This window comes from Devosia sp. SL43 (genome assembly GCF_021729885.1).
GTDB lineage: Bacteria > Pseudomonadota > Alphaproteobacteria > Rhizobiales > Devosiaceae > Devosia.
In genome coordinates this window covers 3376866-3393599 of sequence record NZ_CP063401.1, presented here as the reverse complement: position 1 = coordinate 3393599, position 16734 = coordinate 3376866, and the positions used below count along the sequence as shown (strand labels likewise).

Below are 16734 nucleotides of genomic sequence, written 5' to 3'. Positions count from 1 at the left end.
TGTATGCCTGGTGCCGATACCGAGGCTGTGCATCGCCTCATCGCGGACAAAGGTGCGCATCGTCATGCCGTCGTCCGGTGGTTGATGCAAGCTCATCACGTTGATCCCCGTTGTTCGGCTATTTACAGGCTCGAATTTCGTCCCCGTTGATCCAGGTCAGATCAGGGTTCTAATTCTTGGTGCGTACGGACTTCTCATGGCGGAGCGGCTCCGCCTTCTTCGACCGCCTATGCAAGGACAACTGAGACCGGACGCCGCCGCGAGTAGGGCAGCGTCGGCCCGAAGCCGAAACGCACGGCAAGAAAGGGAAGCCCACCGGGCTTGCCGGCGAGGGCCGCCAGATCGGCACGGAATTGGGACATCTCGACCGGCTGATTGAGGTGCGCCGTCTTGAGGCCGAGTGCGGTGGCCTTGAGGGTAAACCGCTGAAAGGCCCACCCAACCGGGTCCAGTGCTCTGCATCATTGCGCGCGGCAAAGAACACCGCGATACCCGCCGAGGAATCGATCTGCTTGCGATACCGGTCATTCTCCGATTTTGCCGTGACGAACCAGTCGAACATCGATCGGATGAGAGACCGGGCGCTCTTCGACCTCGCAATCGACAGCAAGCTTCGAGGCTGCGACCTGGTGAAGATCAAGATCGGCACGCTTGTGGCTGGACCAATCATCCGCACTCGATCCATGATGATCCAGCAAAAAGACAGGAAGACCGGTCCAGTTCGAGATAACCTCTGACACCGGGGCCAGCGTACTTGTCTGGCTCGAACGACGCGGTGGCACCGTAGACGACTTCGCCTTCCCGAGCAGGGTTGCTCCGAATGGTCATCTGAGCACCCGCCAATATGCAAGGCTGGTCGATGAATGGGTGAAAGTTATCGGCCTGACGCCTGAGGAGTACGGCACCCACTCTCTACGCAGAACCAAAGCATCGCTCATCTACAAGGCCACAGGAAACCCGCGAGCCATCCAGATATTGCTCGGCCGCAGCAAGATTGAGAACACCTTCGATATTTGGGTGTGGACGTTGACGATGCTCTTTCGTTGTCCGAGGCCACTGAAATCCTCGGGCACTTCGCCGACGATCATTCCGGTGGCGTCGGCGAAGTGCCCCATTCCGGCCGTTCGGCTTGCTTTGTGGGACACCCAATAGCGGACGCTGGCGAATGCGCTTTGCCTAGAGAAGCGGCCTGCAAGAGATCTCATGACGCATTTGCTGCGCGTACGCATCGGCGCGGGTTTCCTCTTTCGCGCCAAGCCCCCGCTAAACGCTAACACCGAATATTCGACCAACCAGCGCGGTAACGGCCATGGCTGCTGCGCCCCAAAACAGGACGCGCAAGGTGGGGCGCATTTTGGGGGCACCACCGGCCTGGGCGCCCAGCGCGCCAAGGCCCGCCAGACAGATCAGGGTGGTGACGACCACGACTGGAATGGTCGCGCCTATGGGCGCCAGCACGGCCGCGATCACAGGCAGGGCAGCGGCGACTGTAAAGGTCAGGCCGGAGGCCAAAGCCGCCTGAAGCGGGTTGGCGCTATGGACTTCGGACAGGCCCAGCTCCTCTCGCACGTGGGCAGCCAAGGCGTCCTTCTCGGTGAGCTCCCTTGCGACCAGCGCTGCGGTGGCCGGCGACAGGCCGCGCGACTCGTAGATCGAGGCGAGTTCGGCTTCTTCCTCTGCTGGGGTGTCGATCAGAGCCTGCTTTTCGCGTGTGATGTCGGCGCGCTCGATATCGGATTGCGAACTGACCGAGACATATTCGCCCGCCGCCATGGACATGGCCCCTGCGGCCAGGCCTGCCACGCCCGCGATCAGCACGGCGCCAGGGCTGGGATCGGCGGCCGCGACGCCCACGATCAGCGACGACACCGAGACGATGCCGTCATTGGCTCCCAAAACGGCGGCCCGCAGCCATCCCGATCGGTTGATGAAATGAACTTCTTCGTGGGCGGATTTATACGGCAGGGTCATGCCTTCACCTTGGGGGTGGCGCCCGTTCCGGGTGCGCCATGGTTGGTCTGTCGATTATCGCCTCTGGGCAGCACCATCACGGCCTCAAAGCCATCCATGGCACCCGACGCGGGGGACTGCAGGGACAGCGAGCCGCCGGCCTGCTCGAGAATCGAGCGCGCAATGGATAGGCCCAGGCCGTTGCCGTCCGCCGCCGTGTCGCCGCGGGCGAAAGGCTGACCCAAACGCGCCAGATCGGCCGCCCCAACAAGGCCACCCTGGTTGACGATCCGCACGGCGCCGGCCGCGGCGGCAATGACTTGGACCGGCTGGCCCGCTGCGCCATGCTTGAGGGCGTTTTCAATCAGATTGCGCAATGCGATGGCAAAGGCATCGGGATCGATGGCCGCAACCACGCCGCCGCCGGCGGCGTCGACATGCACGCGGTCGTGCCAGAGCGTACTGGCATTGAAATCGTGCACGACCATGTTGAGCACCGGCAAGAGGTCTGCCTCCCGATCTGAACGGGCAAAGCCTGCCTCGACGCGGGCGAGCTGCAGCAGCTTTTCCGACAGCTTGGCGAGCTTCTTCAACGCGGCCTCGATCTCGACCAACCGGGCCGCGCCCGGGCCGTTGCCCAGTTCGGCAGCCAGTTGCTGGGTCTGTGCCAGCGCGCCGGCGATGGGGGTGCGCAATTCATGGGCGCTGCGCGCCGCAAAGGAGCGCTCGGCATCGAGAGCCGACTTTAGCCGGGACATCAGGGCACCGACGGCTTCGGCGATCGGCGCCAGCTCGGCGGGATGGCCATCCGACAGCAGGGGCTCCAGGTTCTTGCTGTCGCGCTTGGCAATATCGCGGCGCAGGGCCTCCAGCGGCCGGAGCGCCAAGCGCATGGCCAGCCAGACACCACCGGCCATCAGCGGCAGGAGAGCGAGCAGGGGGAAGCCGAGGGCCGAAATGGCGTCCATCACGCCGTTCAGGCGCCGGTCGCTGGTCTCCACAATGAGGATGGAAAAGCCGTTGCGATCCGTCAGCCCAAAGGTTCGCTGACCATCTATGTCGGCAAAACCTTCCGGCAAATCCGCAGGTAGCGCGAAGTCGGCCGCCTGCTGATCGCGCAGCATGATGACGCCCTGGCTATCGAAGACAACATAGGTGAAGCTTGAATCGTGCGGCACGGACCCGGCGGGTCCGTCGCCGGCGTCCGGACGATCATCGTCGTCGCCCCCCTCATTATAGGCGCCGCCGACCAGTCGCCCGCCATCGCCCCGCTCGCGCAGGTCGTGCACAGCGAGCGGCAGCAGGCGCTGGGCGCTCTGCTCCAAACTGTCGTCATAAGCTTCGTTGAGCTCATGCTGCATGACGCTGACCGAAATGGCCGCGGCGCCGATCCACAGCAGGGCCATGCCGGTGGTCAGGCCAAGTGCCAGGCGCAAGGCAATGGAGGGGCGCCGCGTCATGCCTTCACCTGGTAGCCAAGGCCGCGAATGGTCTGAACGAACTCCCGCCCGAGTTTCTTGCGCAGCCGGCTGACATAGACTTCGACTGCATTGCTCTCCACCTCGGCGCCGAAGGCATAGAGCGAATCCTCGATCTCGGACTTGGTGACGATGCCGCCGCGGCGCGCCAGCAGGCGTTCGAGCACGGCCCATTCGCGGGCGGTGAGACTGGCATGGGCGCCGTCGATGCTGGCAATGCGCCGGCCCAGATCGATGGTTACCCCTGCCGTGGTGATCTCGGGCGTCGGATTGCCGCCATAGCGACGGGCCACCGCAGCGATGCGGGCGCCCATTTCGGCTAGGTCGAATGGTTTGACCAGATAATCGTCGGCGCCCGAATTGAGGCCCTCAATGCGGATGGCGACCTGATCCTGCGCCGTGGTGATAATGACGGGAACGGCATTGCCGGCGGCACGCAACTGCTTGAGCAGATCGAGGCCACGGCCGTCGGGCAAGTTGAGATCGAGCAGCACCAGCTCATAGGGCACGCTGGCCAGCGCCAGGCGGGCGTCGTCGAGCCGCTGCATCCAGTCAACCGCATGACCGGCAGCGAGCACGTGGTCGCGGATGGCTGCGCCCAGCACATGGTCGTCTTCGATCAACAGCACGCGCATGTTTGGGCTCCCCAGGACGGCCTAGCGCGCCAAGCTTACACCGGGCTGAACGAGAAACCTGCGCTGCTTCAGTCTGCTGTCAGCTTGCCATGGTCAAAGCTCCCCACAACATACCGATCAGGAGCCTATACCATGAAGAAACTCGCAGCCCTATTGATGCTGGCTACGGCGCTCTGCGCCCCCAGCATCGCCATGGCCCGGGATGTCAGCATCCAGACCAGCCTGGTGCAATATTCCGGTCATGCCGCCTATCTGGCGGTCTATCTCACCAATCCGGACGGCAGCTATAATTCGACGCTCTGGGTTTCGGGCCAGAAGACGAAATATTACGGCGACCTGCGCGGCTGGGCCCGGGCGGCATCGGGCGGCGGATCGCTCAATCTCGATGGCATTACCGGCGCCAGCGTCGGCAGCGGCGAAACGCTGACGGTACATGCCAATCTCGCCGATACCCTGCTCGATGCCGGCTACCGGATCCACGTCGATACAGCGGTCGAGAATGGCGGCCAATATGCCGACGACGCCGTGATCGACCTGACGTCCACGCCCGCCACGGCGAGCGGCACGGGCTACGTCAACTCCATCTCCCTCGGTCTCTAGCGAGCACGTCCATGCGCAGTTTCCACTCCCTGGCCGGCCTGTTTGGCGGTCTGCTGGTCATCTTCATGGCGACCACCGGCTTCGTGCTGTCGCTGCAGCCGCTCGCCGATACGGCCACGACGATGGCTGCGGACAGCGGTGTTACCGTGGCGGCGCTGGCTGACCGCGTGGCCGCGGAGCTGCCGGGTGTGGAACGGCTGGTGCGGTCGGCATCGGGCCAGCTCGTTGCCTATACAGCAGAGAACGGGGTGCGCAGCGCCGTGATTGTCGATCCCCAGACCGGCGCGGCAGCCGGCGCCTATGCGCCATCGGCCATTTTCAGCTTCATCACCGACCTGCATCGCTCCTTCATGCTGGGCAATGTCGGGCATGGCGCGGCCGGGGTCACGGCGCTGTTCATCCTGGCGCTCGCCATCAGCGGCATGCTGCTGCTGGTTGGCAAGATGGGCGGCTGGCGCAAGCTGCTGACCGCGTCGCGCGGCACTGGCTCGCAGCGGCTGCATACCGATCTGGCCCGCATCGGTGTTGCCGTGCTGCTGCTGACCTCTCTGACTGGCGCCTATATGTCGGCGGTCAACTTTGCGCTGCTGCCGGAAAATGCTGGCGCGATGTTCGCTTTTCCGCCGGCCAGCGCCGGCGAGACCGTGGCGCCCATTGCCTCGCTTGAGGCGCTCGCCGCCATTCCCCTGGCTGACCTGCGCGAACTGACCTTTCCGGCAGCGGGCGACGCCACGGATGTCTTCACCGTCACCACCCAGGCCGGCCAGGGCTTTGTCGACCAGGGCACCGGCGCGATGCTCTCCTTCACGCCAAACGACGGCTGGCAGCGGGCCTATGAATTCATCTACCTGCTGCATACCGGGCAAGGCGCGCCCATGGTGGCGCTGCTGGTGGGGCTGGGCGCCCTGAGCGTGCCGCTGCTGGCCGTGACCGGCACGATCATCTGGTGGATGCGTCGCCGCAACACGCCGCGAATTGTCGGCAATGTCTCCTGGCGCGACGCCGACACCGTCATCCTGGTCGGCAGCGAAGGCGGCAGCAGTTGGGGCTTCGCCGCCACGCTGCAGGACGCCCTGCGGCAGCAGGGTCAACGCGTCCATGTCGCCGCCATGAACGAGCTGCGTCGCAGCTATCCCAACGCGTCCCGGCTGCTGGTGCTCGCAGCCACCTACGGTGACGGCGCAGCCCCGGCCTCGGCCCGCCAGTTCCTGGCAAAGCTCGAGCACTTCACCGCGACACCTGCCTTTGCCGTCCTCGGCTTCGGCGATCAGGGTTTTGCCCAGTTCTGCGGCTTTGCCGCCAAGGTCGACGCCGCGCTTGCGGCCAAGGGTCTGATCCACCTGCTGCCGTTGGCCAGTGTCGACCGGCAGTCGGCCGGGCATTTCGCGGCCTGGGGAAAGAGTCTCGGCGGGCGGTTTGGCCTGCCGTTGCTGCTGAACCATGTTGCGGCGCGGCCAGCCACCAGTAAACTCGTGCTGGTGGAGCGCACCCTCTATGGCATGGAAGTTCAGGCGCCGGTCGCTGTGCTCAAGTTTGCCGCGCCGCAGTCCCGTCGGGGCTGGTTCGCCCCCCGGCTGCCGCGTTTCGAGGTCGGTGACCTGGTCGGCATCGTGCCGCCCGGCGCCGACGCACCGCGCTACTATTCGCTGGCCTCAGCCTCACCGGACGGCATGCTGGAGATCTGCGTGCGCAAGCAGTCGGGCGGGCTATGCTCGGAATTTTTGCATGCGCTGGTGCCCGGCGAGGCGATCGACAGCTTCATCCGCCCCAATCCGGACTTCCGGCCCAAGGCCGGGCGCCGGCCGCTAATCCTGATCGGCGCGGGCGCCGGGGTGGCGCCACTGGTGGGGTTCGCCCGCCACAACCGCCATCGCCGGCCGGTACACCTGTTCTTTGGCGGCCGCGATCCGGCGTCGGATTTTCTCTATCGCGACGACCTCGAAACCGCGCTGGACGAGGGCCTTCTGACATCGCTGAACACACGGTTCTCCCGCGTGTTGGGCGGCGGTTATGTGCAGGACCTGGTGATGGACGAGGCAGACGCCGTGCGCGGCCTGGTCAGCAAAGGCGCACAGATCATGGTCTGCGGCGGCCGCGACATGGCCAATGACGTCCGCGCAGCGATCGAAACCTGCCTCGCGCCGCTAGGCCTCAGCGTCGATGGTCTCAAGCAGAAGGGATTGTACCTTGAAGACGCGTATTGAAGCCGCTCACCGGTCCGAGCCAGCCCCACCCATCGTGCCGCTGCAGCGTCAGGTGCTCAGCGGCGCCACGATGGGCACGCGTTACGCCGCGGTGTTCTACGCGCCTGACGTCGAGGACCTGGGCGGGCTGCACCGGGACCTACAGGCGACGGTCGATGCGGTCGACGCCCAGATGTCGACGTGGAAGCCCGAGTCGGCGCTGATGCAGCTCAACCGCGCCCCGGCGCATGTCTGGTGCAAGGTGCCAGGGGAATTGTTCGCGGTGTTGGCGGCGGCGATGGAGATCGGCCTGCTGTCGGATGGAGCCTTCGATATAGGTGTGGGTGACCTGGTCGCGGCCTGGGGCTTTGGCAGCCAGGCTGCACGCAGCGACGAAGCGCCTGTCCCCGCAAATTCATCCGCCAAGCAACCAGCTCATCTTTGCCTCGAACTCGACTACGCCCAAGAGCGGGTCCGTAAGCTCGCCGCGGTCAACCTCGACCTGTCCGGCATTGCCAAGGGCTTTGGCGTTGACGAACTGGCGCGGGTGCTTGCCGCGCATGGCATCCTGCATTTTCTCGTTTCTATCGATGGCGAATTGCGCGCCGAAGGCGGAAAGCCGGACGGCTCGCCCTGGCGCGTTGCTGTCGAAAAGCCTCAAACGGCGCATCGTGCGGTAGAAGGCGTGCTCGAGCTGACGGCGGGCGCCGTCGCCACATCCGGCGACTACCGGCACTTCGTCGAGCGCGACGGCATGCGCTACGGCCATACCATGGACCCGCGTCGCGGCGCTCCGCTGGCGGATGGTCTGGCGGGCGTTACCGTCTTGGCCGAGACCTGCATGGCCGCCGACGCCTGGGCAACCGCCATGCTGGTACTTGGCCCAAGAACCGGCGCCGCACTCGCCAGCCGACACGGCATCGAGGCTCTGTTCATCGACCAGGTCCTGGTCGCGGCTTCAGACCCGATCACAACACCCAAAATCACCAAGGAGAACTAAGATGAACGCATCAAGCATCCGATTTGCCGTCGCGCTGTGCAGCCTGGGCGCGGCATTGCCGGCTCTGGCCGGCGACGTCCGGGCGCAGCTCACGCCCGATCTCATCTACAGCCACTGCCAGGCCGCCGGTGTCGGCAGCCAGACCGAGGGCACCTTCATGCTGCCTGGCGGTCGCGTGACAGGCACGGTTATGTGCACAGAGGCCGATCTTGCCGTCGCCAACATGCATGCAGGGGTGAGCGAGGATGACGACGAAGACCATCGCGGTGGCCAGCGTGAAGACGACGACGACTGAACAAGCCTGGGTATCGGCGGCGAGCCTCCCCCCAATTGATTATTGCAGCGCTAAAAGGAACAGTCTGCATACAGTGCTCAAGCACCGAAAGCCGACAGCCTCAAATGAGCCATCGGCGAGATCGCGCGCCGTATTGCTGCTTTACGTCATGCAGCGACCAAAAGCAGACAGACCGCTGCCGGCCCCAACTTTGCCAGACCAACAACGTCCGCTTCCCCCGAAGGCTACCTGAAAGGGGACAGGCGGCTAGCCACCCCATTGCTGCCGGCACGGCGTGCCTTGTGGGCGGCCTTCGGAACGATGAAGTTTGGTCCGCCAACGACCGAGAGGGCGCAAAGCCGCCGTTGAAAAGTCGCCGTGTGGTTGCAGCAGTGCAAAATCGGGATGAGACCTCCATCGCCCAATTTACACAAGATATTGATTTTAAAAGGTTTTTGGCGCACCCGACACGATTCGAACGTGTGGCCTCTGCCTTCGGAGGGCAGCGCTCTATCCAGCTGAGCTACGGGTGCATCATTACGGCGGCCAAAACGACCACCGACGCGGCGGCAACCTAGCTAAGCTAGACCTGAGGCGCAACTAGGAACTGCACCGGTGGATGCACTTATGGTGGGTCGGCGGTAATGGCTGTGGAAGCCATCAGCGCGAGCGCCTTTGGCACCGCTTTCTCGTGCAGAAACATTGTCAGAAGACATTGTCCTACCGTCCTGTTTCACTCTGCCTTGACGTGCCGCTGCAATTCCCGCATCTATCGGCGCGTCGCGGGTGTAGCTCAATGGTAGAGCAGAAGCTTCCCAAGCTTACGACGAGGGTTCGATTCCCTTCACCCGCTCCAGCGCTCATCACAACTCAGTCCGGCAAAGTTTAGGAAGCCCAGTAAACCAGGCTTTCAGCCCTCGTGCGTGCGCGAGTGTGTCGACTAGCGTCCAGTGACAGCCAGCACATTTGACAGTATTTTCGACGGTATCGAAGGAGCGGGCGAAAACCGATACCGTCATTGCGATTGAGCGATGTCCCAGATCAAGAACGCAAACCCAGCTCCAAAGCCGTATAAGTTGCCGGACTTTGACGGGCTTTATCTCTATATGAGCACTTCAGGAGCGAAGTCCTGGAGATTGGATCATCGGTTCGCCGAAAAGCGCAAAACACTGACTTTTGGCGCCTATCCAGGTACCAAGCTTGCCGCTGCACACAGTAGACGGGATGCAGCGAAGCGCCAGCTCAGTAATGGCATCGACCCCTCTCTCGCACGCAAGAGGGCCCAACTCGAAGCAAAGGCAGTTGCCGGCAACACGTTCGGTCTCATCGTTGCAGAGTTCCTCGGCAAGATGCAGCGGGATAAGCGAGCGACGCCGACCATCGCTAAGAACCAGTGGATGCTTGAAACACTGGCCAAAGCTGGCTCCTTTCCCGATCACTCAGGTGACGTCCTGATACGCCATCGCTACCGCGCGTGCGGTTGTAGGTGTTGGTCCATTGGACGATGGCTTGGTTCGCTCGGCCGACGAGGCATATGGTATGGCATAGGCCCACTCTCTGAGCGATGTCCGGATGAAGCACTCGGCCTTGCCAATGGTGCGTGGGGTGGGCGATCAGCAGCTTGCCGCAGCGTGGGGCCGGCAATGCCAACCAACCCCATGTCTGTCGTTCGGATCGTGTTGTGGCAACCGAAAGCCCACATTCGGAGGCGGTATGCTGCACGGCTGAGTGGTCAATCGATGACGCATCAACTGGTACGCGGAAGCTGGCTAGCGGCTGACGACGGTGAGGCCGTTTACCCAGACAGACGCGATGTTGGCGCGTGTGGCCCCGTAGATGATCTTTTCGAAGATCGCAGCGGGCTCGAGAGTGTCAAACAAGCGGATGGCGCCGTCGCGTATCGTTGTGTCTATGACCATGGCGTCGAAGCGATAACCGGGCGTCAGGACGCCAATCGGCAGATCCAGCGCGATACCGCCGCCCGCCGTCGCCAAGTGGAACGCCGTCGCCAGACCAATAGCCGAGCCTGGCCGGCCCCGGCGACTCGGCGGCAGAGCTGGATCGACGCCTTCCTCAAGCATGCGGGAGGATTGCACCGTGGTTCGGCAGGCCTCAAACATCGAGGCGGATGGTCCCCCGGAGACGTCCGTGCCCAGGCCGACATGCACGCCCTTCTCCAGTGCGTGGCGGAGCGGAAAAACGGAATTGGCGAAGTAGATATTCGACAATGCGCAATGCGCCACGGCGCTGCCACGGGCAACGAGCCGATCCATATCCGCATCTGTGAGGAAGTTGGAGTGCGCCAGCACAGTCTTTCGCGTTAGCAGCCCGAAGCCATCGAGCGCCGCAGCATCGGTCATGCCATAGCGCGCCAGTACATTGCCATGCGCCCAGTCGCTCTCCGAGCAATGTGTCTGTACGTGGCAATCGCATTCAGTCGCAAGAGAACCCAGACCCGCCAGTGTCTCGTCGGTACAGGCCGGAATGAAGCGCGGCGTGATTACCGGCAGCACAAGCCCCTCCAGGTTGTTCGGGTGGTTGCGGATATGGTCGATGAGAGCGCGGGTGTCGGCTAGAGCCTCCTCAGGGCTCTCGTCTCGGTAGTATTGAGGGCACGATAGAGGATCGTCCATTGCCACCTTGCCGACCAGCGCCCGTTGTCCGCGGTCGATGCAAATATCGGCGAGTAGCTTGCTCGCCTCGCGATCTTGCGTGGCGAAATAGAGGGCCGTCGTCGTGCCGGTGCTCAGAAGGTCGTCAACCAGCACAGCATAGCGTTCACGGGCAAAGCCGAGGTCGGCATAGCGGGCTTCGAGGGGGAAGGTGTACTTCCCCAGCCAGACCTCGAGCGGCTCATCGAGCGCCAGCCCAAGCTGCGGATATTGCGGGGCATGGACATGAAGGTCGACCATGCCCGGCAGGCCGAACTGACCTTCCGGCAACCGTATCAGCCTCTCGCCGAGAGCGGCCTCCTGCGCCGTGCGGCTCGCGTCGTCCGGGCCGATGACCGCGCTGATCGACCCGATGTGATCAACCAGGATCAGTACATTTTCCAGAACGTCGAGTTGACCGGCCGTCGGCGCGTGAAAGAAACTGCCGGCAATGCCACCGCCCCGCAAGTCCACTACCATACCACCTTATGGGTTTCGCCGGTCTGCACGTTGACGAAGCCTTGCGGGCAGAGCTCTGATGGCGCCACCAGAACCCAGCGCCATGGCGCGCAGGTCAGCGTGGCAAAGATCAGGAATTCGGGGAACCCGGGCTTCCAGCGGTTCATGGCGGCGGGTGCATACACCCAATCGATATCGGCTGCCCGTGCGAGGAAGGCCTGCATGGCCGTGTCGAACTCTTCGGCAGGCCGAGCAGTCATGAGGCCCGCTACTTCGAGGCGAACTTCGGCAACCACCTCACCGCGATGCACGAGCACCCAACCACCATCGATCTCGCCGAGGCGGTTGACGGCCTTCGCCATCGCCTCGTCGGAGGAGCCGATGCACCAGATATTGTGACTGTCATGGGCGACCGAGCAGCAGAGGGCCGTGTCAGGATCGGCTGGGCCGACGCCGACCCAGAACATCGATGCCACGGCTCCGTCGCCGCGATAGCGGTCGATCATCGACCACTTGGTAATGAGCTTGTTCGGATCGCGCTGAACCTGCCCGTCGGCGACGGGCAGTTCCTCGACAAGGAAATCCTCGTTCCAGTGGAATGGCCGCAGCACGGCGGCCCGCATGGTCTGGCGGCCGGGCTCGGCCGGCACCGCGAAGTCCGCCCCCGTCAGCGTGCGACCAATTTTGACGGTGCCCGTCGCCCAGTCCGGCCAATCGATGCGGACGTCCGGACCGATATAGCTCTTGCCCTCAGAGACAAGCTGGCCATCGGCGTAGACATGGGCGATGTCGATGCTCGGCACATCGGACAGCAGCACGATATCGGCGTAGCGGCCGGGCGTGATCGAGCCGACCCATTGCTCAATCCGCATGTGGCGGGCCGGGTTGATGGTCGCGCACTGGATGGCGATCTCCGGGCTGAGGCCGTAGTGGATGGCGTGGCGCACATTGTGGTCAGCGGCGCCGTCGCGGAGTGTATCCGAAGCGCTGCGGTCATCGGTGGTGAAGGCGACGTTTGACCAGTCCTTGAGGCCGCGTTCGATCAGGCCGGGGATCAGCACATCATAGGAAAACGGCCGCAACTCGGTGAAGAGGCCGCGCATCAGCCGGTCCCAGGCCTCCTGCGGCGACCACACTTCGTGGTCCGAGGAGAGCCCAGCCGCTGCAAAAGCTGAAATATCATGCGGATCGGTGAGACCCGAGCCGTGCCCCTCGACCACACCGCGCATTTCGAACGTGGCGCGGATCATGCCCCACATGCGGGCATACCCCGGATTGGTCGAGTCCCAAACGGAGGGCCAGTCCATCACCTCGTCAAGACTGGTGACAGACAATCGCTCCGCCAGGAAATGTTTCTGCTCATCGTAGCCATAATAGCCGCCCGACTGCTCCCACGCGCTGGGCGGCACGGCGGAGCCAGGTTGGATGAAGATCTTGAGCGGCGAACCGGCACGACGCGCCTTCTCCCAAAATTCGGTGTTGCGCGGGCCATTCACGTTGGCGAATTCGTGGCTCGCCTCGCAGGTCCAGGTATTGCCCCGGGGCAGCACTAGCTGCGCTTCGAAGTCAGGTGTCAGGTGGGTGGATTCGATATGCTTATGCACCTCGCCGAAGCCAGGCACCGCCGAGAGGCTGGGATAGCTGACACGTCGATCAACCTCGCCGCGATAGGAGCCGACGGGCCCGACATAGGCGACGCGCCTACCGTAAATGACGATTTCTTGTTGCTCGAGCCACTCACCGGCATAGCTGGCAAAGAGCCGGCCGACTTCGATCGCCAAGTCGGCCTTGCGCTTGCCGAGTGACACCAGGAGCAGATGTTGGCGGATCGCCACCTCGTCGGCGGCGGCAAGGATGAGGTCGTCCGGAATTGTCATGGCTAAAGCCTGAGCTGGCGGGCGCGCTGAGCGCGGTAGCTGAAGAGGATCAGGGCCAGGATGGTAACGATGAACGGGATCATCCGGATGAGCTCGGCCGGGATCTGCTGGAAAAGACCGGGCATGATCACAGCCAGCGCTTCGAAGGCGCCGAACAGCAACGCCGCGACAAGGGCGCCCAGTGGGTGTCGGGCACCGAGTAGCACCGCACCCAGGGCGATGAAGCCGCGGCCGGCCGTCATGTCGCGGGTAAAGCCCACATAGTTGAACATGGCAAGCTGCGCGCCGCCCAAGCCGGCCAGCCCACCCGAAACCATAAGGCTGAGCGTGCGCACCAGGTTCACAGGAATGCCGGCTGCCTCAGGCGCCGCTGGGTACTCGCCGACCCCGCGCAGCCACAAGCCCCAAGGCGTGCGGTACAGAAAATACCAGATGCCGATGACGATGAGCAATGCAAGCCAGCTCAGGATGGAGTGCCCTGAAAGCACGGCCGTCAGACCGTTGCCGATATAGGGGACGTTACTGAGAAAGCTCAGGTCGAGCGCCGGGACGGCCTTGGAGGGCAGGTTGATAGAGGTGCCCTTGTCGCCGCCGGTGGCGATGGTCAGCGCGAAGACAGTGCCGCCCGCCGCCAGGATGTTGATGGCGAAACCAACAAGGATGATGTCCGCCTTGAGCCGGTAGGCGAAGAACGCCATCACCAGACCCAGCAGCGCCCCAGCCCCCAGGCCCGCCACGACCGCGACATACCACGGAGCGAAGACCGAAACGATCACCGCGGTCAGGCAGCCGATCAGCATCATGCCTTCGAGTGCGACGTTCAGCGCGCCCGACAGGTCGGCGATGAGGCCGCCCATCGTCGCCAGCAGTAGCGGAGTTGTGGTGCGGATGATGGTGACGAAGAAGGCTGCCGAGAAAACAGTGACGAAGAGTTCCATCATTTTGCGGCAGCCTCGGCGGCAGGTGCGCTAACCGATCCGGCATTGCGTCGGAACAGGCGTGTCACGAAGTTGAGTGAAAAGGACGAAGAGACGAGCAGAATGATGATGGCGGTCACCACGCCGATCACCTCGGCAGGGACGTCGGTGCGGATGTTCATCAATTGTGCGCCCTGGCGCAGGTAGCCGTAGAACAGTGCCACCACAGGCACGGCGAGTGGGCGGCTGCGCGCGACGATGGCGACCAGAATACCCTCAAAGGCGAGGTTGCCCTCGAACAGCACCGTCAGCATGCCATAGCTCTGGCCCTGCACGAACATCGAGCCCAGCAACCCGCCCAGCGCGCCCGATGCCGTCATGGCGGACACCATGATGAAGGTGGAGCGAATGCCGGCATATTCGGCAAAGTTGGCGTTGTGCCCCACCAGCCTGAGCTTGAGGCCCCAGGCGGTGCGGTAAAGCGCGAACCAGACCACGACAACGGCCACCAGGGCAAAGATCAGGCCGAGGTCGAGACGGGCGATGGTCAGAAAATCGCTGTCGAAGAGTTGCGGGAAGACTGCCGTATCGGGAAAGGCATTGGTGGTCAGCACGCCAGCCTGAGGCTTGGGCAGGTTGGTGCGGACGAGGATGTTGCACAGCTCGATGGCGATGTAGTTGAGCATAAGGGACGACACGATCTCGTTGGCCCCCAGCTTGGCCTTGGCGATGCCCGGCAGGAAGCCGTAGAAGGCGCCTGCCAGCATCGCAGCCGCCATGCCGAGCGGAATTGCCGCCCAGGTCGCTCCGAGCGGCGACAGCGATACGTAGGCAGCCGCTATTGCCCCGACATAGACCTGCCCCTGCACACCCATGGCAAACTGCCGTGCCTGGAACACCAGCGAGAAGGCCAGACCCGTGATGGTCAGCTTCGCGACGTCGTCGAGCCAAAGGCCGATGGTGCGCGGCCGGGACGCGGGCGCTGTCAGTAGCTGGCCTATGGCGTCAAGCGGGGCCTTGGAAGTCAGGAACACGATGAAAAAGGTAACCAGCAGCGCGATGAGCAATGCGCCCAGGGCGCGACCGACCTCGCGGCGCAAGGTGACCCAACGGGAGGCGCGAGCGAGCGACGAGACGGTGCTCATGGGAGTGCCGCCTTCATTTCGTCTGCAGTCTGGGTGGCGAGGCCGAGCATATAGGTGCCCAAAGTTTCTGGCGTGAGGTCGGGGGTGTTGACGAAGGCTGCCACCACCTTGCCGCGATACAGCACAACCAGCCGGTCGCTGAGCGCCAGCAGCTCGGAGAGATCGGCCGAGCTCAGTAACACCGCCGTACCGGCATCCCGTGCGTCGGTGATGGTGCGCCAGATGAACTGCGTCGCGCCGAGATCGACGCCGCGCGTCGGCTGGTTGACCAGCAGCAACTTGGGCTGCTCGCCCAGTTCGCGGGCCACCACGACCTTCTGCATATTGCCCCCCGACAGGGTGCCAACGGCCGCGCCCGGTCCGCTGACGCGGATGGAGAACTGCTCGATCAGCTTGAGCGCATTGGCCTTGATCGCCTTGAGATCCAGAATGCCGTTGCGAACATAGCGCGGATCGTCGAGCCGCGTCGCCACCAGGTTCTCGGCTACGCTGGCACCAGTGGCCAGGCCACGCGCGATTCTGTCTTCTGGAATTGAAGCAAGGCCTAGCCCGCGACGCTCCAGCACGGGCATTTCGGTGATGTCGTGGTCGTCGATGCTGATGCCGCCGCCACTTGTGTGGCGCAGGCCGGCAATGGCCTCCAGCGTTTCGGCCTGGCCGTTGCCCTCGACGCCGACCAGCCCGACCACTTCACCCGCGCGCACGCTGAGATCGAGACCGGACACAACTTCGGTGCCGCGGGCATTGACGACGCGCAGCGCCGATACCGTCGCGACGCGATGGGTCTGTTCGGTCTTGGCGCGGTCGACGCGAAGCGTCACTTCCTTGCCTACCATCATGGCGGCAAGGGACCTTTCTGTCACCTCGGCGGTCGCGACCTCGCCCACGGTCTTGCCGGCGCGCATGACGGTGATGCGATCTGAAATTTCCAGCACTTCGGGCAGTTTATGCGCGATGAAGATTACGGTGCGACCCTGCGCTACCAGCGCACGCACGGCAACAAACAGCTCCTCCACCTCCTGCGGCGCCAGCACTGCAGTGGGTTCGTCGAGGATGAGAATGCGCGCGTCCCGATAAAGGGCCTTCAGAATTTCCACCCGCTGCTGCTGGCCGACAGGGAGTTGGCCCACAGGCGGCAGAGGATCAACGGAAAGGCGGAACTTTTCCGAGAGCGCGTGCACTTGCTCGATCGCCTTCTTGCGGTCGAACCTCACACCGTCGCGCGGCTCGGAGCCGAGCACGACGTTTTCATAGACGGAGAAAGAAGGGACCAGCGAGAAGTGCTGGAACACCATGCCGATGCCGGCGTCTATCGCCTGGCGCGGGCCGGCGAACTGCACCGGCTTGCCATCAAGCAGGATGTCGCCCGCATTGGGTTGCTCGATACCGAACAGGATCTTCATCAGGGTGGATTTGCCGGCACCGTTCTCACCCACGACGGCGTGAACCTCGCCGGCCTCGACCCGAAGGTTCACCGCGTCATTGGCGACGACGCCACCGGGATAGACCTTGCCAATGCCAATCGCCTGAAGAAGGGCCATGCTATACCGCCAGTTCCGTCACAA

At 63.7% G+C, this 16734-nt stretch carries 12 protein-coding genes, 2 tRNA genes and 3 pseudogenes; 7 read left to right on the top strand and 10 right to left on the bottom strand.

Annotation, left to right across the window (positions count from 1 at the left end; all coding sequences use genetic code 11):
- Nucleotides 1–566: 566 nt before the first annotated feature.
- Nucleotides 567–1064, top strand: a pseudogene (locus IM737_RS16615) (tyrosine-type recombinase/integrase); the annotation flags it as partial.
- Between the two features lie 199 nt (nucleotides 1065–1263).
- Here IM737_RS16615 and IM737_RS16610 read toward each other — a convergent pair.
- The 3 genes from IM737_RS16610 to IM737_RS16600 are packed head-to-tail and all read right to left on the bottom strand — an operon-like array spanning nucleotide 1264 to nucleotide 4063.
- Nucleotides 1264–1971 carry a VIT1/CCC1 transporter family protein gene (locus IM737_RS16610; protein ID WP_236895811.1) on the bottom strand — a complete coding sequence of 236 codons (708 nt, stop codon included), beginning with the start codon at nucleotides 1969–1971 and terminating at the stop codon, nucleotides 1264–1266.
- Nucleotides 1968–3410 (bottom strand): sensor histidine kinase, encoded by a 1443-nt coding sequence (locus IM737_RS16605; RefSeq protein WP_236895809.1) that lies wholly within the window; start codon nucleotides 3408–3410, stop codon nucleotides 1968–1970. The genes IM737_RS16610 and IM737_RS16605 overlap by 4 nt, the downstream gene beginning before the upstream one ends.
- Nucleotides 3407–4063: a response regulator transcription factor gene (locus tag IM737_RS16600; RefSeq protein WP_236895807.1), complete on the bottom strand. Its 657-nt coding sequence runs from the start codon at nucleotides 4061–4063 to the stop codon at nucleotides 3407–3409. The genes IM737_RS16605 and IM737_RS16600 overlap by 4 nt, the downstream gene beginning before the upstream one ends.
- A gap of 132 nt (nucleotides 4064–4195) precedes the next feature.
- Here IM737_RS16600 and IM737_RS16595 point away from each other — a divergent pair, with 132 nt between their 5' ends.
- From IM737_RS16595 to IM737_RS16580, 4 genes are read left to right on the top strand one after another with little or no spacing between them, the layout of a single operon-like run.
- On the top strand, nucleotides 4196–4663 hold the full coding sequence (locus IM737_RS16595) for a DUF2271 domain-containing protein (protein WP_236895805.1): 468 nt from the start codon (nucleotides 4196–4198) through the stop codon (nucleotides 4661–4663).
- Between the two features lie 11 nt (nucleotides 4664–4674).
- Nucleotides 4675–6867 carry a PepSY domain-containing protein gene (locus IM737_RS16590; protein ID WP_236895803.1) on the top strand — a complete coding sequence of 731 codons (2193 nt, stop codon included), beginning with the start codon at nucleotides 4675–4677 and terminating at the stop codon, nucleotides 6865–6867.
- Entirely contained in the window at nucleotides 6851–7846 is a 996-nt protein-coding gene (locus tag IM737_RS16585; protein ID WP_236895801.1) for an FAD:protein FMN transferase, read from the top strand. The genes IM737_RS16590 and IM737_RS16585 overlap by 17 nt, the downstream gene beginning before the upstream one ends.
- A 1-nt stretch (nucleotide 7847) precedes the next feature.
- On the top strand, nucleotides 7848–8141 hold the full coding sequence (locus tag IM737_RS16580; RefSeq protein WP_236895799.1) for a hypothetical protein: 294 nt from the start codon (nucleotides 7848–7850) through the stop codon (nucleotides 8139–8141).
- 435 nt (nucleotides 8142–8576) lie between these two features.
- Here IM737_RS16580 and IM737_RS16575 read toward each other — a convergent pair.
- A tRNA-Arg gene (locus IM737_RS16575) sits at nucleotides 8577–8653 on the bottom strand.
- 249 nt (nucleotides 8654–8902) lie between these two features.
- Here IM737_RS16575 and IM737_RS16570 point away from each other — a divergent pair.
- Nucleotides 8903–8976 (top strand) — tRNA-Gly (locus IM737_RS16570).
- A gap of 175 nt (nucleotides 8977–9151) precedes the next feature.
- Nucleotides 9152–9340, top strand: a pseudogene (locus IM737_RS16565) (Arm DNA-binding domain-containing protein); the annotation flags it as partial.
- 291 nt (nucleotides 9341–9631) lie between these two features.
- Here the strand turns inward: IM737_RS16565 and IM737_RS16560 are convergent.
- From IM737_RS16560 to IM737_RS16535, 6 genes and pseudogenes are all read right to left on the bottom strand, one after another.
- Nucleotides 9632–9727: pseudogene (locus tag IM737_RS16560) on the bottom strand (IS481 family transposase); the annotation flags it as partial.
- 162 nt (nucleotides 9728–9889) lie between these two features.
- Nucleotides 9890–11245, bottom strand: coding sequence for a guanine deaminase (gene guaD / locus IM737_RS16555; RefSeq protein WP_236895796.1), 1356 nt, complete (start codon nucleotides 11243–11245; stop codon nucleotides 9890–9892).
- A complete protein-coding gene (locus IM737_RS16550) occupies nucleotides 11245–13107 on the bottom strand; it encodes an adenine deaminase (RefSeq protein ID WP_236895794.1) in 1863 nt (620 codons plus the stop codon). The genes guaD and IM737_RS16550 overlap by 1 nt, the downstream gene beginning before the upstream one ends.
- Nucleotides 13108–13109: 2 nt before the next feature.
- Nucleotides 13110–14048, bottom strand: a complete 939-nt coding sequence (locus IM737_RS16545; protein WP_236895793.1) for an ABC transporter permease — start codon at nucleotides 14046–14048, stop codon at nucleotides 13110–13112.
- On the bottom strand, nucleotides 14045–15169 hold the full coding sequence (locus IM737_RS16540; protein ID WP_236895791.1) for an ABC transporter permease: 1125 nt from the start codon (nucleotides 15167–15169) through the stop codon (nucleotides 14045–14047). Before IM737_RS16540 ends, IM737_RS16545 begins: the two co-directional genes overlap by 4 nt.
- On the bottom strand, nucleotides 15166–16710 hold the full coding sequence (locus IM737_RS16535; protein WP_236895790.1) for an ABC transporter ATP-binding protein: 1545 nt from the start codon (nucleotides 16708–16710) through the stop codon (nucleotides 15166–15168). Before IM737_RS16535 ends, IM737_RS16540 begins: the two co-directional genes overlap by 4 nt.
- Nucleotides 16711–16734: the final 24 nt, after the last annotated feature.